The organism is Williamsia soli, from assembly GCF_017377795.1.
GTDB classification, from domain to species: domain Bacteria; phylum Actinomycetota; class Actinomycetes; order Mycobacteriales; family Mycobacteriaceae; genus Williamsia; species Williamsia soli.
Genome location: NZ_JAFRDR010000005.1, coordinates 423,482 through 444,406, shown reverse-complemented (window position 1 = coordinate 444,406; position 20,925 = coordinate 423,482). Strand labels below are relative to the sequence as shown.

Annotated in this window: 21 protein-coding genes; 10 read left to right on the top strand and 11 right to left on the bottom strand. The window is 63.3% G+C overall.

Annotated features, from left to right (window positions below; genetic code table 11):
- The 5 genes from J3S28_RS16515 to J3S28_RS16495 form a co-directional block, all read right to left on the bottom strand.
- Positions 1-440, bottom strand: a 440-nt coding sequence (locus tag J3S28_RS16515) for a DUF222 domain-containing protein (protein ID WP_207841791.1), incomplete at its 3' end; no start/stop codon positions are given.
- A gap of 209 nt (positions 441-649) precedes the next feature.
- Positions 650-1,168 carry an MTB12 C-terminal domain-containing protein gene (locus tag J3S28_RS16510; protein ID WP_207841790.1) on the bottom strand — a complete coding sequence of 173 codons (519 nt, stop codon included), beginning with the start codon at positions 1,166-1,168 and terminating at the stop codon, positions 650-652.
- Positions 1,169-1,403: 235 nt separating this feature from the next.
- Positions 1,404-2,186: an enoyl-CoA hydratase gene (locus J3S28_RS16505; RefSeq protein WP_207841789.1), complete on the bottom strand. Its 783-nt coding sequence runs from the start codon at positions 2,184-2,186 to the stop codon at positions 1,404-1,406.
- Positions 2,187-2,192: 6 nt separating this feature from the next.
- Entirely contained in the window at positions 2,193-3,368 is a 1,176-nt protein-coding gene (locus J3S28_RS16500; protein ID WP_207841788.1) for an acyl-CoA dehydrogenase family protein, read from the bottom strand.
- Entirely contained in the window at positions 3,352-4,353 is a 1,002-nt protein-coding gene (locus tag J3S28_RS16495) for an acyl-CoA dehydrogenase family protein (RefSeq protein ID WP_207841787.1), read from the bottom strand. The genes J3S28_RS16500 and J3S28_RS16495 overlap by 17 nt, the downstream gene beginning before the upstream one ends.
- A gap of 202 nt (positions 4,354-4,555) precedes the next feature.
- Between J3S28_RS16495 and J3S28_RS16490 the strand changes: the two genes are divergently transcribed.
- Genes J3S28_RS16490 through J3S28_RS16480 form a run of 3 tightly spaced genes read left to right on the top strand, consistent with a single transcriptional unit; the run spans position 4,556 to position 7,197 of the window.
- The gene (locus tag J3S28_RS16490) at positions 4,556-5,212 is read left to right on the top strand and encodes a TetR/AcrR family transcriptional regulator (RefSeq protein WP_207841786.1); all 657 of its coding nucleotides are present in this window, start codon (positions 4,556-4,558) and stop codon (positions 5,210-5,212) included.
- A 44-nt stretch (positions 5,213-5,256) separates the two neighbouring features.
- A complete protein-coding gene (locus tag J3S28_RS16485; protein WP_207841785.1) occupies positions 5,257-6,078 on the top strand; it encodes an acyl-CoA thioesterase in 822 nt (273 codons plus the stop codon).
- A gap of 42 nt (positions 6,079-6,120) precedes the next feature.
- Positions 6,121-7,197 (top strand): NAD(P)H-dependent amine dehydrogenase family protein, encoded by a 1,077-nt coding sequence (locus J3S28_RS16480; RefSeq protein ID WP_207841784.1) that lies wholly within the window; start codon positions 6,121-6,123, stop codon positions 7,195-7,197.
- On the opposite strand, the gene J3S28_RS16475 is transcribed toward J3S28_RS16480, so the two are convergent.
- Positions 7,194-8,639 (bottom strand): class I adenylate-forming enzyme family protein, encoded by a 1,446-nt coding sequence (locus tag J3S28_RS16475; protein WP_207841783.1) that lies wholly within the window; start codon positions 8,637-8,639, stop codon positions 7,194-7,196. The two genes, J3S28_RS16480 and J3S28_RS16475, sit on opposite strands and share 4 nt — an antisense overlap.
- A gap of 52 nt (positions 8,640-8,691) precedes the next feature.
- Between J3S28_RS16475 and J3S28_RS16470 the strand changes: the two genes are divergently transcribed.
- The gene (locus tag J3S28_RS16470; protein ID WP_207841782.1) at positions 8,692-9,456 is read left to right on the top strand and encodes an SDR family NAD(P)-dependent oxidoreductase; all 765 of its coding nucleotides are present in this window, start codon (positions 8,692-8,694) and stop codon (positions 9,454-9,456) included.
- Positions 9,457-9,658: 202 nt separating this feature from the next.
- Entirely contained in the window at positions 9,659-9,805 is a 147-nt protein-coding gene (locus tag J3S28_RS16465) for a hypothetical protein (RefSeq protein WP_207841781.1), read from the top strand.
- Between the two features lie 6 nt (positions 9,806-9,811).
- On the opposite strand, the gene J3S28_RS16460 is transcribed toward J3S28_RS16465, so the two are convergent.
- From J3S28_RS16460 to J3S28_RS16440, 5 genes are read right to left on the bottom strand one after another with little or no spacing between them, the layout of a single operon-like run.
- Positions 9,812-10,591: an enoyl-CoA hydratase/isomerase family protein gene (locus tag J3S28_RS16460; protein ID WP_207841780.1), complete on the bottom strand. Its 780-nt coding sequence runs from the start codon at positions 10,589-10,591 to the stop codon at positions 9,812-9,814.
- Positions 10,592-10,603: 12 nt separating this feature from the next.
- A complete protein-coding gene (locus J3S28_RS16455; protein ID WP_207841779.1) occupies positions 10,604-11,371 on the bottom strand; it encodes an enoyl-CoA hydratase/isomerase family protein in 768 nt (255 codons plus the stop codon).
- Between the two features lie 2 nt (positions 11,372-11,373).
- Positions 11,374-12,462: an acyl-CoA dehydrogenase family protein gene (locus J3S28_RS16450; protein ID WP_207841778.1), complete on the bottom strand. Its 1,089-nt coding sequence runs from the start codon at positions 12,460-12,462 to the stop codon at positions 11,374-11,376.
- Positions 12,449-13,354, bottom strand: coding sequence for an acyl-CoA dehydrogenase family protein (locus J3S28_RS16445; RefSeq protein WP_207841777.1), 906 nt, complete (start codon positions 13,352-13,354; stop codon positions 12,449-12,451). The genes J3S28_RS16450 and J3S28_RS16445 overlap by 14 nt, the downstream gene beginning before the upstream one ends.
- Positions 13,332-14,753, bottom strand: a complete 1,422-nt coding sequence (locus J3S28_RS16440; protein WP_207841776.1) for a class I adenylate-forming enzyme family protein — start codon at positions 14,751-14,753, stop codon at positions 13,332-13,334. Before J3S28_RS16440 ends, J3S28_RS16445 begins: the two co-directional genes overlap by 23 nt.
- A gap of 159 nt (positions 14,754-14,912) precedes the next feature.
- On the opposite strand from J3S28_RS16440, the gene J3S28_RS16435 reads away from it, so the two are divergent.
- The 5 genes from J3S28_RS16435 (at position 14,913) to J3S28_RS16415 (ending at position 20,923) form a co-directional block, all read left to right on the top strand.
- Entirely contained in the window at positions 14,913-15,953 is a 1,041-nt protein-coding gene (locus J3S28_RS16435; RefSeq protein ID WP_207841775.1) for a ferredoxin--NADP reductase, read from the top strand.
- A 438-nt stretch (positions 15,954-16,391) separates the two neighbouring features.
- A complete protein-coding gene (locus J3S28_RS16430) occupies positions 16,392-17,348 on the top strand; it encodes an ABC transporter permease (protein ID WP_207841774.1) in 957 nt (318 codons plus the stop codon).
- Entirely contained in the window at positions 17,345-18,247 is a 903-nt protein-coding gene (locus J3S28_RS16425; RefSeq protein WP_207841773.1) for an ABC transporter permease, read from the top strand. The genes J3S28_RS16430 and J3S28_RS16425 overlap by 4 nt, the downstream gene beginning before the upstream one ends.
- A gap of 65 nt (positions 18,248-18,312) precedes the next feature.
- Positions 18,313-19,887 (top strand): ABC transporter substrate-binding protein, encoded by a 1,575-nt coding sequence (locus J3S28_RS16420; protein ID WP_207841772.1) that lies wholly within the window; start codon positions 18,313-18,315, stop codon positions 19,885-19,887.
- 28 nt (positions 19,888-19,915) lie between these two features.
- Complete coding sequence (locus J3S28_RS16415; protein WP_207841771.1) at positions 19,916-20,923, top strand: ABC transporter ATP-binding protein; 1,008 nt, start codon at positions 19,916-19,918, stop codon at positions 20,921-20,923.
- Positions 20,924-20,925 lie beyond the last annotated feature (2 nt).

Below are 20,925 nucleotides of genomic sequence, written 5' to 3'. Positions count from 1 at the left end.
TTGTGCGGGATCGACGCCATCACCTCCAGCACCACCCCGACATGATCGAGATCGATCACCCCCGCCGCCAACGCCTGCGCTGTTTCCGGGAACCGTGGACCGATCACCTCACCACTCGGAGTCACCGACGGCGTCAACGCATCCATCGCCTCCACCCGGGCCCTGGCCGCACCCGGACGCATCCGCGTCATCGACGTCAACACCGCCGCCGGAGACGAACACCCCACCGTCGAATACGCCCGCCGCACAGCCACATCCCGCAACACAGGCAAACTAGCCGACTGCAACCGCCGCGCCGCGACCTCCAACCGCTCAGTCAACCGCACACACTCAGAATCAGACAACGCCGTCAGATCCAACCCAGCCACCAGAGCGATCGCAGCATCCAACCCCGCAACCGCACCCACCACCGGCGAATCGATGACGACACCATCAGACATGCAGGCCCCCCAGCCCAGAAACACACGCAGACAACAACAACCACAAACAATGAATCGTCGTCAGGAAGTTTCTCTACCACCGACCTTACCGCAGATGTTCGATCTTGTCGAACGTATGTTCTAGAGTCTTGGCGGGCGCCAGACGCACTTCAGGGCCGACACTTCCGAGGGAAGTGCCGACCCTGTTCGCGTGCGACGGGGCTAGTGAATCAGCAGCCCGGAACCGCAGCGCCGGAGCCCTGGACGGCCAGGATGGTGCAGAAGGTCACGCCGGCGACGACCCAGGTGCCGTCGACGAGCACCGCTTCGCCGCTCTGATCAGGCAGACCGGGGCTGTCGCCAACCTTGAGATCCCATGTGACAAGCGCTTTGTCGGGACTTTCGAGAGTAACTTCCTTCACGACCGCCGACGTGCCGGCTGCCTGGGGATTCGCAGTCATGCCCTGCAACACCGGTCCGAATACCGCTGAGTTCTCGACGTATTTGGAGCGCTCTTCGATGGGGGCGGTACCGTCGAAGAATGTCTCATACGCGGTGGTGACCGCTTCCGTGATCGCAGGATCGGCGGCGGCCGCGGTGCTGGAGGCCGCAGCAGCCGATGATGTCGCAGCGGCGGTCGACGACGACGAACTGTCGCTGCTGTCATCACCACAACCGGCAACCAGGCCGACCAGCACGGCTGCGCATGCGCCCGCCGTCAAAGCCCTATGGACAATTTGATTACGCATGACGTGAGTCCTTTCTCGTGGACAGAAGATCCGACCACTCGTGTCAAAGCTGCATCGCCCGTCGACATCCGGACTGCGGCGATCGAGACTGATAATTGCATTCTCAATTGGATCGTACGACACTCTCGCCAAAGCACTATACGATTCGCAAAAATGCACCGACCAGCATTTTCGAGTGGATATCGACCTTCGGACACACGGTCGACTGCGAGCCGACGACGCCGTCGGCAGGGAACTATTTGATCTTCGACTTCATCTCGTCGAACCGGGCCAGCACCGGGTAGCCGCTAACGCTCAAGGCGTTGCCGTGTCCTGTCTGGTGGATGTCGAACACCGACTGGATCGCGGCATAGAACCCTTGGACATCAAGGGTCTGATTGACTGCCCGCTTGGCTTGGCGGAGACCGAACGGCGGCATCCCAGCGATGTGAGTGGCGAGTTTCGTGACCTCGGCATCCAGTTGATCGCGAGGCACCACGCTGTTCACCATGCCGACCCGCTCGGCCTCGTGGGCGGTCACCGGGCGACCGGTGAAGAGAATCTCTTTCGCCTTTCGCGGACCGAGTTCCCAAGTGTGCCCGTGGTATTCGACCCCGCCGATTCCCATCATCACCACCGGGTCGGAGAACAGGGCGTCCTCCGCAGCAACGATCAGATCGCAGGGCCAGCACAGCAACAGCCCGCCGGAGATACAGCGCCCCTGGACGGCAGCGATCGACGGCTTGGGTACGTTCCGCCAACGAAGCGAGTACTCCAGATACCGTCGACTCTCCACCTCATACAGCATCTCGAGGGTGATCTTTTCGGGCACCGGACCCGTTCCTCTGATGTCATGCCCGGCGGAGAAATGTTTGCCCTCGGCACGCAGGACGATCACGACCACCTCGGGGTCCGCTGCCGCTTTCATCCAGGCCTCGTCGAGTTCGTCGAGTAGAGCATGGTTTTGGGCGTTGGCCGCTTCGGGGCGGTTCAGCGTGATGGTCGCGATCTTGTCCGCGACCTCATAGAGGATGTTCATCTCAGCTCAGCTTCTCGGTAGGCCGAGCACACGTTCGGCGATGATGTTGCGCTGCACCTCGGACGTCCCGCCGGCGATGGTCCCGGCGAAGCTGCGCGCGTAGCGCTCGAACCAGCTGGTGCTGAAGTTGTCGTTGTCCAGAGGCAGTGCAGGAGCGGTTTGGGCTGGATGACCCAGACCACCAACACCGGCAGTGTCCAGGGCGACCTCGCTGGCGGTCTGCACCGCTTCGGAACCGAGCACCTTGAGCACCGACAGCGCCGCGACGTCGTTCTTACCCGCTGCCGCACGCGCCAGAGCAGAGCTGCCCATCAAGTTGAGGGCTTTCGCGTCCATCAGCATCGTGGCGTACCGGTCGCGATCCAGCGGACCGGTCGGGTGGAAGTCGGCGATCAGGTCCTGCAGCCGGTCGGCGAACCCCAGCCACAACAGGTTTCGTTCGTGACCCAGAGATCCCGACGCAACACCCCACCCGCCGTTCAGCGGGCCCACCAAGTTGGCGGCGGGCACGCGAACGTCATCGAAGAACACCTCGTTGAAGTCCAGATCGTCCTTGCCGCATATGGACCCGAAGGGCCGGCGCGTGACGCCCGGCAGATCCGTCGGTATCAGCAGCACGCTGATGCCTTTGTGTTTGGGTACGTCCGGGTCGGTACGCACGAAGGTGAGCAGAACGTCGGCATCGTGCGCTCCGGACGTCCAAATCTTTTGACCGTTCACGACGAAGTCGTCACCTTCGGGGACGGCACGTGTGCGAAGTGAGGCCAGGTCCGAGCCCGCACCTGGTTCACTCATGCCGAGAGATGCTGTGATCTCCCCGCGAAGGATCTTGGCTGCCCATTCCTGCTTCTGCTCTTCGGTTCCGAAAGACAGGATCGAGGCCGCGATGATGCCGAGGCCCTGCGGGTTGAAGCTGTGGTAGATCCGGCGGCGAGACAGCTCACGCAGGTGAACGTACTGCTGCAGAATCGACGCGTTCCGGCCGCCGAACTCAGGCGGGTTACCCGGCAACAGCCAACCGTGGTCGAACTGCACGCGCTGCCACCGGCGTGCCCATTCGGGCATGTCCGAACTCGACCGGGCCCTCTCCACCGTTTCGGCTTCCGGCGGTACGTGCTCGTCGAGAAACGCGGCGAATTCCTGCCGGAACGCCTCGAGTTCAGCATCAAATGTCAACTGCATGTCGCTCCTCGAAGATCTTCGCCCGATGCTCTGCGGCACCACCGAGCAGTAGTTCTCCTGCTTTGGCACGCTTCAGCGCGAACTGCAGGTCGTTTTCCCACGTGAAGCCCATCGCTCCGAACAACTGCAGCCCGTGACGGAACACGAGCGACTGGCATTCCCCGGCCGAGGCCTTCGCCATGGATGCCGCCACGACGCAGTGCTCGTCATCGCCGGCCGCAATGGTCAGCGCCGAGTAGTAGGCAAGCGCGCGTGCGCGTTCGATGGCCACGTGCATATCGGCGGCCTTGTGCTTGACGGCCTGAAAGGAGCCGATGGGCGCGCCGAACTGCTGCCGGTTCTTGACGTGGTCGAGGACCATGTCAAGAGTCCGCTGGCAGGCGCCGACCATCGTCAGCGCGAGGCCGGTCAGAGCCACAGGCAAGGCCAGCGCGGGATCTACGTCGACGCGATCCTCACGAGACACGCGAACCCCGGAGAACGCAATCTCCGCGACATGGAGGAGAGGATCGAAAACCGGAGTCCGTGTGGCCGCGACGTCGGCGCCCCTGACGACGAATATCCCGGCTGCCGTCACCACTGCGATTCTGTGGGCGCGATCTCCGTCGAGAACGTGCGAGGCGGTGCCCTGGAGAATCCATCCACCTCCGTCCGGGCGGGCGGCGACCCCTGAGAACACGCCGGTGCCTGCGGCCCCATCGAGCGAGAACCCGGGGGCCAGCGGAGTGAACTGCGTCATGGTCGCCAGGTAGGGAGTCGGATCGGTGCCACGGCCGAGTTCCTCGAGGACGATGCCCAATTCGACCATGTCGGCACGATCGGTGAACTCCGTCCAACCCTGCTTGTTGTACAGCTTCCACAAGGCGTTCGGATCGACTCCGTCGTCCACGACGGACCGTGCGAACGCGGGCGAACATTCCTTTGCAACCACATCACGGACCGTGTCGCGCCACAGGCGCTGATCCGAGTCGAACTCCATCAGCATGACAAGTTTCTTCCTTCCACCGCGTGTGGACGCGATGTCACGAGAATATCATTCTCCACAAACGTAAGTGTTAGTCTCGGATTTTGTATCGAACAGTGGAACGTACCGCCTTTTCGGGGTCTCGGTCCGGTAGAGTGCCAGCCATGTTCTTTACAGATGGCCGCGTTCACGCGTCCGAAAACTCCGCCGGACCGATCACCTCGTGACCAGTCCCAGCGAAGAGCCGGCCTGGAAGCAGCGGGCGGTTGAACGGTCGATCAAGACGGCGAAGGTTCGAGCCGAACAACGGGTTCAGAAGTTCCTCGACGCCGCGCAGGCCATCATCACCGAAAAGGGCACCACAGAGTTCACGGTGCAGGAGGTTGTTGATCGATCGCGTCAGTCATTGCGCAGCTTCTATCTGCAGTTCGACGGGAAGCACGAGCTCCTGCTGGCCCTCTTCGAGGATGCACTCGGCAGGTCGGCTGATCAGATCCGCGCTGCCACAGCGGGACAAAGTGACCCCGTCGATCGCCTCGAGGTGGCCGTCCAACTGCTGTTCGAGCTGTGCCGGCCCGATCCAGACGCCAAAAGGCCGCTGTTCAACGACTTTGCGCCGCAACTTCTCCTCACCCACCCCGCAGAGGTGAAGATCGCACACGCCCCACTGCTCGCCCTGTTCACCGAGCTCATGGAGCTCGCCGGCGAGGCCGGCGAGCTGCGTCCTGATGCCCATCCGAAACGGACCGCATCCATGATCATGCAGACTGTGATGTTCATCGCACAGTCCAGCGGCGGCGCCTCAGATGCCACCGTGCAACCGATCAGTTCCGAGGAAGTCTGGCGCTTCTGCGTCGAGGGTTTCGCCGTTCGCAAATAGAAGAATCTTGTTCTCTCAAGAAAGAATCGTGCTTACATACGTGTATGGCCGATTCATGGAGCGATCTTCTCAATAGCCTCGAACTGCGCCCGTCCGGCGCCGACGGGCAGGACGCGAGCCCCACCACCCGCCTCGAAGGTCGCAACCTCGATCTCGAATACCACCGCCTCTTCGGCGGCCAACTCCTCGGACAATTCGTCGAGGCCGCAAGGTCCGTGTGCCCCGAGAAGTCGGTCAAGTCGATGCACTCCGTGTTCAGCAAGGAGGGCAGGGCCGACGGTCCCGTCCACTATGAGGTCACGCGACAGCATGAGGGCCGCTCCTTCGCCAGTCTGCTGATCACAGCCCGCCAACCGCACGGCGTCATCGCATCGGCTGCCGTCTCGATGCACCTCCCCGAAGGGGGCCCTGAGCTCCAGGACATCACTGACTCCGGCCCCCTCCTCCCAGACGACAGCAGGGTCGACTTCAGCCTGATCCCGTGGGAGGTCCGATCTGTCGGAGACCTCAATCGCACCGCCGCATCAGCGCCTCATTTCGAATTCTGGATGCGCACGCCGCCGGTGGACGCGCAACTGGCCCCGGCCCTGACCGCGTACGCCACGGACCTCAACGTCATCGGGACCGCCCTCTTGCCTCTCGAGGGATACAGCCAGACGGGTAACGGCACCGCGTTCAACTCTGCGGTCACCACACACACCGTCTGGTTCCACCAGCCGTTCCGCACAGACGAATGGCTGCTGGTTCGCCAGCACAGCCCTCTGCTCGCCGGCAGTCGATCGTTCGGCCGTGGCGATGTCCTGACCGAAGACAACCGGCTCGTGGCGTCCTTCGCCCAAGAGGCGCTGGTCCGCATCAAGGCCTGATCAACCCTCAATACATTGCACGACAACCGATCTGAGGTTCACATGACTTCCACCACCGACGCTTCTGCTCACGCCGACACCCTCACCACCCGCCCGTACCGCGTGGCGCAATGGGCGACGGGAAACATCGGCACCAAGTCTCTTCGCGGCGTGATCGAACACCCGTCGTTCACGCTGGCCGGGGTCTACGTGCACAGCGCAGAGAAGGCGGGACTGGACGCAGGCGATCTGTGCGGCGTAGGTCAGACCGGGGTGATCGCCACGAACAGCCTCGACGACATCGTGGCACTCGCTCCTGATTGCGTGCTCTACATGGCAGGCAAGCTGGACGCCGACGAGATCTGCCGCCTTCTGGGGGCCGGGATCAACGTCGTGACCACCCGCGGAGAGTTCCACCATCCTGCGAGCATGGCCCCCGAGCTGCGAGCTGCAGTGGAGGAAGCCTGCCGCCGCGGCAACACCTCGATCCACAGCACCGGCAGCAGTCCGGGCTTCATCACCGAGGCGATCCCGCTGGTGTTGACCTCGATCCAACGACGCCTCGATCTGATCACGATCGACGAATACGCCGACCTGTCCAGCCGCAACTCACCAGAACTGTTGTTCGACACAATGGGTTTCGGGCAGGCGCCCGGGGAGTTCAGTGAAGCGCGACTCAGTCACGCACGCAACAGCTTCGGTCCTTCTCTGCGCTTGGTGGCCGACGGGATCGGCCTCCCCCTCGATTCCGTCGAGGCCGCCGGCGAGATCGCCCTCGCCCGAGTCGACACCACCATCGCCGCCGGTGTTGTCGAAGCGGGAACCGTGGCAGCTCAACGTATCAGCGCAATGGGGATGCGCAATGGCAAGGAAGTGCTGCGATTCCGGGCCACCTGGTACTGCACCCAGGACTTCGACCAGGACTGGGACCTGCTACCGACCGGGTGGCGGGTCACGGTCGATGGCGATGCGCCACTCGAAGTCGACATCAAGTTCCCGATCAGGCTCGAGGACATGGCAGCGACCACACCGGGTTATACCGCCAACCGCGCCGTCAACGCCGTGTCCTTTGTCTGCGCGGCGCCCGCCGGGATCCGGACCGCAACCGATCTTCCCCAGATCATCGCCGCCCTCGGCTAAGCCGGGTTCTTCTCCAATGCGGACACGAGATTGCGGCGCAGCAGCTTCCCGGTTTCGGTCCTGGGGAGATCGCTGTGGAACACCACGGTGTCAGGGGTCTTCGACGACCGGAGCCGATCTCGGACGAATTGCTTGATCTCGTCGGCATCACCCGTTCCCACGACCACGGCCACGATCCGCTGACCCCACTCCGGATCGGGCACGCCGATGACCGCGGCCTCGGTGATGGTCGGATGAGCGTGCAGGACGTCCTCGATCTCGGCGGGTGCGATGTTCTCTCCACCCCGGATGATGGTGTCGTCGGAACGACCTTCGATGAACAAGAACCCGTCGGCGTCAAGCCGACCCAGGTCACGAGTGGCGAACCAGCCGTCCGCGTCGAGCACGCTGCGGCCGCCGTACTCGCCCGAGATCTGCTCGCCGCGCACGAACACCAGTCCGGTGTCGCCGTCCGGGGTGGGAGTGCCCTCGTCATCGCGGATCGCGATCTCGATACCCGGCAACGGCCTTCCCACCGATCCGAGACGATCGCGCACGGCCGGGTCGTCGGAGGCAATCGCGTCACGATGATCCTCAGGCCCGAGTACCGCAATCGACGAGGCGGTCTCCGTCAACCCGTATGCGTTCACGAAATTGGTGTGCGGGAACAACTTCAGCGCCCGCTCGATGACCGGCCGCGGGGTGCGTGCGCCACCGTAGGCGAGGCTCTTGACGAACGGTTGACCTACATCGGCATCGGTGGTGGCTTCGACGATCCGGGCCAGCATCGTGGGAACCACCATCGCGTGGGTGACCTTTTCTCGGCGCACCGTCTCGATCCACTGTCGCGGCTCAAAGGAGTCGAGGTAAACCACCCGGCGACCGCTGTACAGGTTGGACAGGAGGTTCGTCAGTCCGGCGATGTGATACGGCGGCACCGCCACCACGGTCGCGTCCTCGGCTGCGGCAGAGGAGAACTCGATCGTGTTCAGGACGTACGCGAGGAGATGGCGATGCCGCAGGATCGCGGCCTTGGGTGCCGCCGTCGTGCCGCTGGTGTAGATGATCACCGCAACGGCGTCGCCGTCGTAGTGAGCCGCGGGGCGGTCTGCGTCCTCCAGGGGTTCCTGATCGGCGAGGGACTTCAGCCACGAATCCAGGGCATCCTGGCCGAGGATGCGGGCCCCGGGGTGACGCTCCCGCAGTGCGGTCAGCTGGGCATCGCCGAGCCGGTAGTTGAGGGGCACGAAGGGCACACCGGCCATCGCCGCCCCGAACAGCGCGACGGGATATGCGAGATCATTGACGCCCGTGTAGAGCACAGCCGGGTATGCGGTGAACTCCGAGGCCGCACGGCGGGCAAGGTCCAAGATGTCGGCGGCGCTGTGCGACGTGCCACCGGCAGTCACGACGGCCCGATCGTCGGCCGACGCTGCCATTTCCAAGATCATCGTGATATTCATGAGAATATGATTCTCTCAGATTGAGATCATCAATTGCAAGAAGGGAAACAGCATGGAGATCAAGGGTAGTTCCGTCCTCATCGTGGGAGGCACCGGAGGACTCGGCGAGGCCACCGTTCGGCGCCTGCACGCTGCCGGCGCGCACGTCGTCGTGGCCGACGTAGCCGACGACAAAGGCGAAGCACTCCAGGACGAGCTCGGTATCCGTTACGTCCACACCGACGCCAGCGATGAGGAGTCGGTCAACGCCGCCATCGCCGAAGCCGAAGCGCTCGGCCCCTTCCGCGCCAGCATCGACTGCCACGGCGGTCCCGCCGGCGGCGGCCGGCTGGTCGGCAAAGACGGCAGCCCCATGAAGCTCGAAGCCTTCACCAAGACGATCACGTCCTATCTGACCTGGACCTTCAACGTCACCCGCCTCGCTGCAGCCGCGCTCGCCCGCCAAGAACCGCTGGAGGAGAACACCCGCGGCGTCATCATCAACACCGCTTCCATCGCCGCCTACGAGGGCCAGATCGGCCAACTCCCCTATGCCGCAGCCAAAGGCGGAGTCGTCGGCATGAACCTTGTCGCCGCCCGCGACCTCTCGCCCCTGGGCATCCGCGTCATGGCCATCGCCCCCGGCACCATCAACACACCGGCCTACGGCAAGGCCGCCGAGCAGCTCGAAGCGTATTGGGGTCCACAGGTCCCCCACCCGAAACGAATGGGCAACTCGGTCGAGTACGCCTCGCTGGTCGCTGCCATCATCGAGAACGATTACCTCAATGGCGAGGTCATCCGCCTCGACGGCGCGCTACGGTTCCCGCCGAAGTAGTCGAGGGTCGGTTCGTACGACGTCGCCCGGGATCGGAGCATCATCCGACACCGGGCGGCTTTCTGTCGGCAGGACAAAGCACCCGCAGCATGAGAATGTCATTTCGGTTTGACAGCATCATGGTTCTCTGTTTGTATCTGCCAGAGTGATTCACGCCACATGACGAGTCGTGAGTCGAGTACGTGACCTGCTGAGGAGAATCATGTCGCCCGCACCGATCGCCAAGAACTCCACTCCCAGCCGACTGGTCGAACGCCATTCGTTCCTATTGCTGACGACCGCCGCCATCGTCGGCGTTGCACCGCTGATGATCTCGGTGCCCATAGAACCCGACGGACCTCGTCGCTGAGATCGGTCAGGACGGCACGTCGACGGGAACCCAGCTCGGCTCCCGCTTCTCCATGAAGGCGCGCATCCCCTCCCGCAGTTCCTGCGAGGTGGCCAGTGAGCCGAACATGGTCTGCGTGTCGATCAGTCCATAGCGTTCGTTGAGCATCCGCTTCACCTGAGCACGTGCCTCGGGAGCAGTTCGAAGCACCTCACGAGCCGCGGTCAGCGCCGCGTCTCGCAGGTGCTCGTGGGGCGAGACCCGACTGATCACCCCGAGCCGCAACGCCTCCGCGGCATCGAACCTGCGAGCAGACAACATCAGATCCCGCGCGACCGCCACCCCGACGTGGGCCGGCAATGCTGCCGCATAGAAGGCGTCCGGGATCCCACGGAGCAACTCGGGTACCCGGAAGACTGCGCGGTCGCTGGCAATCGCGATGTCGGACATCATCGCCACGAGCAGCCCACCGCCTTGGCAGATGCCGTTGACGGCCGAGATGACCGGCGCCCGACTGTCTCGGATCGCCAGAAACGGCAAGACATCGTTTCCGAGTCCCTCCGGAAGACTGTCACCCGGTTCTGCCCGCCCGCCGAGATCACCACCCGGCGCGAACACGTCGCCGGATCCCGTGATGATGAGTGCGGCAAGATCGGGATCTGAATTGACCAGGCGCACAGCCCTCTTCAGACCGAAATACATCGCGGGCGTGAACGCGTTCCGCGCGGCCGGCCGGTCGATGGTGCACCATCCGATGGCCCCCTCGCGCTCGAACCGCAAGCCGCCCGCACCCAGATCGTCAGCCATTGTGCTGCTCTGTCAGCTCTTCTTTGCGGTGAGTTTGGCGATGTTGTCCTGGAAGTCGTCGGTGCTGAACGACTGGTGCTCGGCGCTCATCGCGAAGTCGAGGGTGGCCAGCACCGCACGCTCGAGATGAAGATTCAGCAGGCGTTTCGTGGCCTCGACGGCCTGCTGCGGCTGCTCGGAAATCCGCTTGGCACAAGCCATTGCCTCCGCGAGGGGATCCGCGACGACATGATTCGCCAGACCGATCTCGCGTGCCCGTTCAGCGGAGATGCGCGCACCGGTCAGGGCGTATTCCTTGGCCAGCAGAAGGCTGGTGTGCAGGGGCCAGGTCACCGGGCCTCCATCGGCCGCGACCAGACCGACCTGCACGTGCGGATCGGCAAGGTAAGCGGTCTCGGCCATGTAGACCATGTCGCTCAGAGATACCAGGCTGCACCCCAGGCCCACCGCGGGTCCGTTGACCGCGGTCACCACCGGGACCCGGCAGCGAGCCATCCCGAGCACGATCTCGCGGCCATGTGCAATTGTTTTCGCCCGCAGCTCATCGTCTTTGGCCAACTCCGCGAGGTATGTGAAGTCGCCGCCCGCGGAGAACGCCTTGCCCGCTCCCGTCAGTACGGCCGCCCGGGCACCGCGATCCTCACTCAATTGCGGCCACAGTCGGGCCAATCCGGTGTGCAGCCCGTCGTTGACGGCGTTGAGCGCATCCGGCCGATTCAACGTGATGATCCGCAGCGAGCCGTCAGCCTGGACGTCGATCTCTTCAGGCATGTCGTACATGGTCAAACTCCCAATCCTAGAATTCGCGAGGCGATGATGTTCTTCTGAATCTGTGAGGTGCCGCCCATGACACTCTGGGCACGGCTGTACAAGTACGCACCGAGCAGTTCCGGATCCTTCGTACCGACCACGTCGAGCGCCGCGTGGCCGACAGCCTGCTCCACCCAGGTCATCAGCAGCTTGTCCAACGAACCGTCCGAGGTGTGCTGCACACCGTCGAGCTGCTCGGACAATCTACGACGCACATGCAGACGCAACATCTCGGTTTCGACTGCAGCCCAGGCCAGATCATCAGACGGCTTGCCCTTGGACTTTGCCGCGATCTGGTTGACCAGTTTGCTGTAGCGGGCCGCGAAACCAAGGGTCGACGGCTCACGCTCGTGTCCGACCACGGTCATGGCGAGCTTCCAGCCGTCGCCGGGTGCGCCGACCATGTTCGCGGCCGGAACGCGTGCCCCGTCGAACAACACCTGCCCGAACTCTGTGGTCACACCGCTGATCATCTTCAGCGGCCGTTGCTCGATGCCGACCTGTTTCATCGGGACTATGAAACCCGAGATACCTTTGTGCCGAGGGACGTCCTTGTCGGTACGGGCCAGCAGCAGGCACCAATCGGCGTTGTCGGAGTAGCTGGTCCACACCTTGTGCCCGTGGATGACGTAGTCGTCGCCGTCGCGGGTGGCCGTGGTCGTCAGCGATGCGAGATCCGATCCGGCACCCGGTTCCGAGAACCCCTGGCACCAGCGCTCGGTACCGTTGATCATGCCCGGTACGAAACGCCGCCGGATCTCATCGCTGCCGTGATGGCCGAGACCGACGACCAGGTATCCCAGGCTCGGCCGTGGCGGGAATGCCGCCCGGGCCAGTTCTTCGTCGAGTATCACGTCGTAGACCGGCTCCAGCCCCTGTCCGCCATACTCTTTCGGCCAGCTCAGTCCGAAGAATCCTGCCTCGTACAGTGCCCGGTGCCATTCGCCCATACGGGTGAAGTACTCATCACCTGAGGTGGCGAAGGTACCTGTGCGCTCTCCGAGCCAGGTACGCAGGCGGTCGCGGAACGCGGCCTCGTCGGCTGTATCACGAAAGTCCACTGTGGATCTCCTCCAAGGTCACCGGGAATAGTTCGGTAGCTGTCAGCGCCCGCCGTAAAAAGACGTGGACAAGACATTCCCAGGTGTTGCCGATGCCGCCATGCACCTGAATTGCTGCTTCGCACACCGTCCGCGCGGTACGGGCGCAGTACAGCTTCGCGACCGTGGCCGCATGGATGGCCTCTGCGGGCTCGAGTTCGTCGACGGCCCATGCCGCGTGTCGTAGCACGCTGATCGATCCCTCGATGAGCGCAAGCCCTTCCGCCAGCAGGTGCGCAACAGCCTGGTAGGAACCGATGGCGTTGCCGTACTGCTCTCGAATCTTGGCGTATTCCACAGCCGTGGCGTGTGCGCCTCTCGCCGCTCCGAGCAATTCAGCGCAGGTGGCCACGAGCGCGAGCGCGTGGCCACGCTGGGCTTGCTCGGTCGATAGCTCCCCGAGCGACTCAGCGGCGCCCACCACCGGCGCGCTCAGTTTGGTCAGGTCCACACCCTCGATCCCGGGTCCGAGATCCACGGCGCTGACGCTGTTCTCGCCGAGAACCACCCCTCGTTCGAGTCCGCGGGCGTCGAAAGCTTCGCCATCCACGACGAAGGAATAGCGGTGCGGGCCTTCGGCCAGGTGCCGGAGTGCGTCGTCCGCGAGCACCGGTCCGACGAAGGGGACGTCGACCAAACCGCGAGCGAACTCCTCCACGACGATGGCGACCTCGACGGCCGAAGCACCGTCGGAGCGAAGATCGCGCCAACCCGTACTCTCGACCACCTTCTCCAGCCGGATGATGCGGGTCTCGTCGTCGAGGTCCGAAACCGATGACGGTCCCAAATCGTCGGCAAGCTTGGATGCGGCGTCCCGTAATTGCCGCTGTTCACTGGTCAGACGTACGTCCATAGCGCTCCTTCAGCACTCGGCGCAGCACCTTGCCGGATGGCAGGCGCGGAATCTCGGACACGAACACGATGTCGTGTGGCCGCTTGTACGCGGCGAGTCTCTCGCCGACGCTGTCGGCGAGCTCGAGCGCTTCGACAGGGCTCGTGAGGGCGACCGCCGCGACGATTGCCTCTCCGCTCATGGCGTCGGGGACACCGAACACGGCACAATCCGAGACCGCCGGATGACCGTGTAACACCGCCTCGACCTCAGCCGGGGCGACCTGAAAACCCCTGACCTTGATCATTTCCTTGGATCGGTCGGTGAGTGTCACCCAGCCGTCTGCGTCGATGGACCCGACGTCCCCGGTGCGGTACCAGTTGTCAGCGAAGGCGGCCGCCGTGGCCTCGCCCGGGAGGTAGCCGGCCATCACCGACGACGAGCGCGCCTGGATCTCGCCGGTTTCCCCGACGCCGAGAGGCTTCCCGCTCTCGATGCCCGCCACTCGTAGTCGCACCCCAGAGACCGCACGCCCGACGCTGTCCAGTCGCGCTCCGCCGTCGACCGGATTGCAGGTGATCACCGGCAATTCACTGGCACCGTACGCGGGTACCCAGGCGACACCGGTCCGCCGGGTGATGATCTCGGCGACGCTCGGGGTGACCGGAGTGGCTCCCCACATCATGTATCGCAACGACGACAGGTCGTACGACTCCAGATCGGGGTGATCCGCGATCGCCAGCGCAATCGGCGCGACCACCATCTCGAGGGTGATCCGGTCACTTTGGATGTGGCGCAACATCGAGTCCAGATCGAACCGCCGATGCAGACGCACCCTGGCGCCGACTTCGAATGCGGTCACAAGATTGAGCAGTCCCAGTATGTGCGAAGGTGGCGTGACTATCTGGATGCGGTCATCGCTGGTTAGTTTGAGGGCGTCCCGCCAATGCCGAACGGCGGCGCGCAACGAAGCATGGGTGTGGCGGACCGCCTTGGGCATTCCGGTCGTCCCGGAGCTGAAGACCAGTACGGCGTCGGCATTCGGGTCGTGCTCGGTTGACTCGTCGTCCTGTTCAGTCGGGTCGACCGGGCTGATCGGTTCGTCCAGGTCGATCATCGGCATCAATCCCGCGAGGATCGGGTTGTCACCCGCAGCGTGGGACACGCTCGTGACCTCCACGGCGTGCTCGATCTCGCCTCGTTTGTAGGCGGGACTGAGGAGCACGACAGCAGCGCCGACATGCCAGATCGCGCGAACGGCGATGGCGAACTCCGGCCGATTCGACGACATGAGAGCCACCCGGCCACCCCGCGTCACACCGCGGCTGCGCAGTGTCGCGGCAAGTCCCGCGGTCAGGCGATCGAGCTGCGGGAGTGTGAACTCCTGCTGCTCGAACACCAGGGCAGTCGGGGTGTGCATGTAGTCATCCTCACCGGGCGCTTGCTGGGGCACCCGCGGCGAAAAGCGTCGTTCCGTCTAAGTTGAGAAGATCCTAGCTCATCTAGAAGAATGATATTCTCATCCAGTAGAATACGGATACCACAGCCGCAGGGTCGGCGATCTAGAAGGAGGTGGCTCATGGCGAGGCCCCCGTTGTTCCAGCGCGCGACCGTGACGAGGATCGTCAAAGAGACCGCTGACGCCCGCACATACGTGCTCGCTCCGGAGGAGGGTGCGTTCTCTTACCGGGCCGGTCAGTTCTGCACTTTCAAGGTGAGCGTGGACGGGGAGGAACTGTTCCGCTCCTACTCCATGTCGAGTTCGCCAGATACCGATACGGAACTGATGACCACCGTCAAGCGCGTGCCCGGCGGCAAGGTGTCGAATTGGATGCACGACAACATCAGCGAGGGTGACACGGTCGAGCTGACGCGACCTGCCGGCCTGTTCTGCTTGAACGAGACAACGGTGCCCCTGCTCGGCTTCAGTGGCGGCAGCGGCATCACCCCGATCCTCTCCCTGGCCAAGAGCGCACTGGCGACCACCGATCGCCGCGTGCGTCTGCTGTGTGCCGATCGGGACCGGGCATCGGCAATATTCGACACTGCTCTCGACGAACTCGTGGCCCAGTACCCTGGCCGACTGTCCGTCACACACAGCTATGACGTCGAGGACGGTTTCCTCGACGCAACCAGGGTGCTGGACTTCATCGGCGATGACACCGACGGCGACCACTACCTCTGCGGCCCCGAACCTTTCATGGCCATCGTGGAAGACAACCTGCCAGGGCCCGGCCGGGTTTTCGCCGAAAAGTTCGGCGCGGCAGCGCAATCCATTCCAGGCGCGGAGGACCAACCCACTCCCGACTCCATCAAGCCCGCGACCGGCGCCACAGCCGCCGTAGAGCTGGGCACCGTCAAGATCCAGCTCGGCCGTAAGAAGGTTGAGATCGCCCGCAAGGAGGGCGAGACGATACTCGAGAGTGCCCGCCGAGCGGGCCTGTCACCCCCCTTTTCGTGCGAGTCCGGCAACTGCGCAACCTGCATCGGAGAAGTGCTCGAGGGAAGCGCGACCATGCGTGCCAACAATGCACTCGACGACGACGAGATCGCCGACGGCATGATTCTGACGTGCCAGGCCGTACCCGACACCCCATCTATCAAGGTGCAGTATGACTAGATGCTGAGAGTGCAATAGTTCTGCAACAGCATTTTTCGTCGATACTCGTATGAATCATGTTGCCAATAATCATTTTTCGGGTCTAGTTCTCCGATGATCGGCCATCGAGAGCGTGTGCCTCTTCGCCCGCAATTCTTCGTATCGAGTTGCGCTACTTGGCTTTCAGATTGGGCTAAGCGTCGCAGCATGTCGTCACTCGGCCGATTCTCCGGATGCCCGATATCAATGTCGTTCAGGCCTTGCCTTTGATGTCCATTATTCCCTACAGTGGTGTCACAGCCGCTTGTCAATGCGGCGTTACTCACAGCCGCCAGATGTAGCGGCACACGTCACAACGTGTGGAGCACAGCCCCCTCCACTCGTCAGCTCGATCCTCGTAGCAGCTGCGAGGCTCCGAAGCGTATTCAGCCCACCGTGCAGGACGAAAGTTGACTATCAATGCTTCTCACAGTTGCTACGCGTCTAGGACGAAGCATCGCCGTGGTCTTGTTGGTGACCATCGCGGTGGTGGCTCTCTTGAGCCTGGCTCCAGGATCGGCATCCGAGGTGATACTCGGCGAGAACGCCACCCCCGAGGCAGTGGCCGAAATGGACGCGCAGCTCGGACTCGACCAATCCGTCTGGATGCAGTACGTCGATTGGCTGAAGAACGCCGTACAGGGTGATCTCGGATCCTCGCCGCTGACCAATCAGTCGGTGACCGACGCGATCATCGAGCGGCTTCCCGTGACGTTGGAACTCGCCGCACTCGGCCTGTTCATCGCATTGGCCGTCGCAGTCCTCATGGGCGTCATCTCGGCGTCCCGCCCCGGCTCATCACTCGACCGCGGTACCAACGCGCTGTCCGCGGTATTCCTCTCTGTCCCCGCGTTCATCGCGGGCCCGATCCTCATCTACTTCTTCGCAATACAGCTCCAGATCTTCCCGGTCATCGGCTGGTCGGATATCAGCGAAGGCATCGGCCCCAACCTGCAGAGCGCATTCCTGCCTGCGATCGCCATCGCCCTCACCGAGATTGCCTCCTTCCACCGCCTGCTCCGTACCGATCTGATCTCCACGCTCGGTGAGGACTACATAGCGGCGGCCCGCGCGAAGGGCATGTCCGGCACCTACGTCATGTTCCGCCACGCGTTCCGGCCGTCCTCGTTCTCCCTGATCACCCTGGCCGGTATGAACCTCGGGCGCCTCATCGGTGGAACCGTCATCGTCGAGACCCTGTTCGGTCTACCCGGTCTGGGTCAGCTCATCGCCTCGTCGATCACCAACCGCGACCTGATCATGGTCCAGGGAATCGTGGTCTTCATTGCCGTCGTCTACGTCGGTATCAACACCATCGTCGATCTCAGTTACGGCATGATCGATCCTCGCGTCAGAAAGGTGGCGGCAACAGCATGACCGACATCCTCGCCAAAAAGTCGATTGATCCTTCCGACAGTGAGAAACTGGCCGCGCCCTCGCTGGTGGTGCCGGTGGTGCGCCAACGTCGCTCGATCCTGGTCATCTTCTCCATCGTCTGGCTGGCCGCCCTGATCCTTGCTGCGTGCTTCGCGAACCTGCTGCCGATCGCGCCCTACGACACCCCCGTCGGAGCGCCACGACTCGGCCCGTCGTTCGGTTCACTGGATCTCCTGCTGGGAACGGACACCTTTGGTCGTTCGGAGCTCTCCCGGATCATCTACGGTGCACGGGTCTCCCTTGTGGTGGGCACCCTCGCGGGACTGTTCGGATTCATCATCGGATCGCTGGTGGGCCTGATCGGTGGATACTTCGGCCGCCACCTCGACAACGGTATCTCCCTGCTGGCCGACGCGATGCTCGCCTTCCCGCCCTTGATCCTGCTGCTCGCGCTGGCCTCGATTCTCGAACCCAGCGCATCGACCATCCTGCTCGGACTGACACTCGTCGTGATCCCCGCGTTCATCCGACTGTCCCGGGCGAATGCGATGGCATGGTCGTCGCGCGAATTCGTCCGCGCTGCACGGAACATGGGCGCCGGCCACTCCCGGATCCTGTTCAAGGAGATACTGCCCAACGTCATCTCTCTCCTGGCGGCATACCTGCCGATCGTCATGGCCGCGCTGATCGTGGCCGAAGGATCCCTGAGTTTTCTGGGACTCGGTATCCCGCCACCCACCCCGAGCTGGGGTGGAATGATCAGCGAAGGTAAAGATGCCCTCTCGACCTCCCCACACCTGGTCTTCGTCCCGGCACTTGCCATCTTCTTCACCGTGTTCGCCCTGAACCAGCTGGGTGATCACCTGCGGACCAAGTTCGACAAGACACTTCAGCGCTGAACGTACACCCGCTCAGACGATTTCACCCGAGCTCTATTCCCGAGATTCACTCCGAGAGGCCCAACATGCTCCGCCCCAGACGAATTGCGCACCACTTCGCCGTGATCTTCTCCGCTGCACTGCTCGTCTTCCTCGCCGCATGCGGTGGTGGAAGCAACACCACCGGCACATCCGCCGAAGACGAAGGGGACCCGGTACCGGGCGGAACACTACGGGTCATCCAAACCGGCGAACCACGATCGCTCGACCCCGCCGCACTCTCCAACACCTGGGCGCATCAGCCCGTCGTCGGCAACGGCCTCTACGGCACGCTCATGATCAACAACATCGAGAACTTCACCATCGAATACAAGATGGCGACCGACTTCTCCACGACCGACAACGGTCAGACGTTCAACCTGGCTCTCCGGCCCGGTCTCAAGTTCACCGATGGCACCCCGCTCGACGCTGCTGCGGTCAAGTTCAACTGGGATCGCCTCAAGGACCCGGCACTCGGTTCGACGTCCATCCGACAGGCCATCCAAGTCGCGAGCAGTGAGGTAATCGACCCTGCGAATCTGAAAGTCACACTGGCGGCGCCCAACCCACACTTCGCCGAGTCACTCGTGGCAGGTGCGCTCAACTGGATCGCCTCGCCTACCGCTCTGCAAAAGGGCCGCGAATCGTTCGACCAGAATCCCGTCGGCGCCGGACCGTTCAAGCTCACCAATTGGACGCGTCAGGCATCTATCGACATGGAAAAGAATCCCGAATACTACGACGCCCCGAAGCCGTACCTCGACAAGATCACCGTTCAGACCGTTGCAGACAGCAACACCCGTGCGAACACCATGGCCACCGGGGCTGCGGACCTGTCCTCTGAGACCAATCAGGCCAGTGTCAACAAGGCACAGGCGGCGGGCCTAAAGACCGAGGTCGTCCCGACCGGCGGCGGACAGTACATGGGCATGAACGAACGCCGCGCGCCCTTCAACGATCAGCGCGCACGCAAGGCGGTCGCGCTGGCCACCGACCTAGCCGGACTGAACACCATCGTCTACAACGGCGAAGGAACGGTTCCGGAGACCCTGTTCGACGAACAATCACCGTTCTTCACCGATGTCACGCTGCAGCAGGCGAACAAGGATGAGGCGCAGCAACTCTTCGACGAGCTCGCTGCCGAGGGAAAGCCGGTGTCCTTCACATTCCTGTCGTACCCGACCACGGAGAGCCGCACCCTGGCCGAGGGCCTGCAGACCCAGCTCAGTGGCTACGACAATGTCGAGATGAAGATCGAGGTTGTGGACTTCGGCGCAGCCACGGCACGGGCCGGAGCGCGAGATTTCGACATGATCATCTCGTCAGCAATCGTCCAGGACCCGGACTTCCCGCTGTGGACCGCATTCCACTCCAAATCGCCGGGAAACTTCGTGGGAACGAATGATCCCGAGCTCGACGCAGCCCTCGACGCCGGCCGTACCGAGCAGGATGTCGAAGCCCGCAAGGACTCGTACAACACGGTTCAGGAACGCCTTGCCGAGATCATCCCGGGCGTCTGGTACACCCGGGCGGTCCCGTCGGTCGTGTACGCGAAGAACGTCAGCGGCGTCGATCTCTACACACTCGGATCGCCTCTGCCCGAGAACATCTGGATGAACTGACCGATAGCCACAGGAAGGGCCGGATCACATGAACGTTGAACCACTGCTCGAAGTGCAGAACCTACGTGCATACATCGGCACCGCACGCGGCACAGTTCGCGCCGTGGACGACGTTTCACTGACTCTCGACAAAGGGCAGGCACTCGGAGTAGTCGGTGAGTCCGGCTCGGGCAAATCGGTGATGGCCCGAGCCATCATGGGGCTGATGCCGCCCCGTTCCGCGCGATCCGGTGTCGTCACGTTCGGCGGCCGGGATCTGCTCTCACTGACCAAGAAGGACAAACTCGAGATCTGGGGCAACCAGATAGCGATGGTTTTCCAAGACCCGGGCCGCTCGCTCAACCCCGTTGTCCGCGTGGAACGTCAGCTCACCGAAGGCATGAGGCGCCACCTCGGTGTCAGTCGTTCCGAAGCTCATGATCGGGCACTCCGTCTCCTACAGGAGGTCGGTGTGCCCGATCCGGAGCGGCGCCTGCGAAACTACCCGCACGAGATGTCCGGTGGTATGCGGCAGCGCGTGATGATCGCCATCGCTCTGGCCTGCGAACCGGAACTGTTGATCGCCGATGAGCCGACGACTGCGCTTGACGTCACGATCCAGCGCCAGATCCTCGACCTGTTACGCAAGGTGCAGCGCGAGCGCGACATGGCGATGATGCTGATCAGCCACGACTTGGCAGTCGTGGCCGGCCGCACCGACAGGGTGTCGGTGATGTATTCCGGAAGACTTGCCGAAGTCGGTTCGACCCGTGAAGTTTTCGACGAACCGCTACATCGGTACACCCACGCGTTGCTGGGTGCCACACCCACCATCGATCACCCGCGCCACGCCCCGCTGCGTGTCATCTCGGGGTCACTGCCCGACCCCACGTCCCCTCCCACCGGCTGCCGGTTCGCGCCGCGCTGCACTCACGCCCAGGACGACTGCCTCACGCCGGGGCCCGAGTTGGCATCGGTCGGTACCGATCACAGCGTGGCCTGCCTGCACCCGGTCACCCCCACGCCCATCAAGACCCTGACCCTCTCCGGAAGGTAACA

Coding starts and splice junctions, on each gene's coding strand:
- J3S28_RS16495 (WP_207841787.1), bottom strand. CDS start 4,353: ATGCTGATGGAGTTCGACTCGGATCAGCGCCTGTGGCGCGACACGGTC.
- J3S28_RS16500 (WP_207841788.1), bottom strand. CDS start 3,368: ATGCAGTTGACATTTGATGCTGAACTCGAGGCGTTCCGGCAGGAATTC.
- J3S28_RS16425 (WP_207841773.1), top strand. CDS start 17,345: ATGACCGACATCCTCGCCAAAAAGTCGATTGATCCTTCCGACAGTGAG.
- J3S28_RS16480 (WP_207841784.1), top strand. CDS start 6,121: ATGACTTCCACCACCGACGCTTCTGCTCACGCCGACACCCTCACCACC.
- J3S28_RS16470 (WP_207841782.1), top strand. CDS start 8,692: ATGGAGATCAAGGGTAGTTCCGTCCTCATCGTGGGAGGCACCGGAGGA.
- J3S28_RS16455 (WP_207841779.1), bottom strand. CDS start 11,371: ATGTACGACATGCCTGAAGAGATCGACGTCCAGGCTGACGGCTCGCTG.
- J3S28_RS16440 (WP_207841776.1), bottom strand. CDS start 14,753: ATGCACACCCCGACTGCCCTGGTGTTCGAGCAGCAGGAGTTCACACTC.
- J3S28_RS16445 (WP_207841777.1), bottom strand. CDS start 13,354: ATGGACGTACGTCTGACCAGTGAACAGCGGCAATTACGGGACGCCGCA.
- J3S28_RS16415 (WP_207841771.1), top strand. CDS start 19,916: ATGAACGTTGAACCACTGCTCGAAGTGCAGAACCTACGTGCATACATC.
- J3S28_RS16505 (WP_207841789.1), bottom strand. CDS start 2,186: ATGAACATCCTCTATGAGGTCGCGGACAAGATCGCGACCATCACGCTG.
- J3S28_RS16485 (WP_207841785.1), top strand. CDS start 5,257: ATGGCCGATTCATGGAGCGATCTTCTCAATAGCCTCGAACTGCGCCCG.
- J3S28_RS16430 (WP_207841774.1), top strand. CDS start 16,392: ATGCTTCTCACAGTTGCTACGCGTCTAGGACGAAGCATCGCCGTGGTC.
- J3S28_RS16420 (WP_207841772.1), top strand. CDS start 18,313: ATGCTCCGCCCCAGACGAATTGCGCACCACTTCGCCGTGATCTTCTCC.
- J3S28_RS16435 (WP_207841775.1), top strand. CDS start 14,913: ATGGCGAGGCCCCCGTTGTTCCAGCGCGCGACCGTGACGAGGATCGTC.
- J3S28_RS16475 (WP_207841783.1), bottom strand. CDS start 8,639: ATGAATATCACGATGATCTTGGAAATGGCAGCGTCGGCCGACGATCGG.
- J3S28_RS16465 (WP_207841781.1), top strand. CDS start 9,659: ATGTCGCCCGCACCGATCGCCAAGAACTCCACTCCCAGCCGACTGGTC.
- J3S28_RS16510 (WP_207841790.1), bottom strand. CDS start 1,168: ATGCGTAATCAAATTGTCCATAGGGCTTTGACGGCGGGCGCATGCGCA.
- J3S28_RS16460 (WP_207841780.1), bottom strand. CDS start 10,591: ATGGCTGACGATCTGGGTGCGGGCGGCTTGCGGTTCGAGCGCGAGGGG.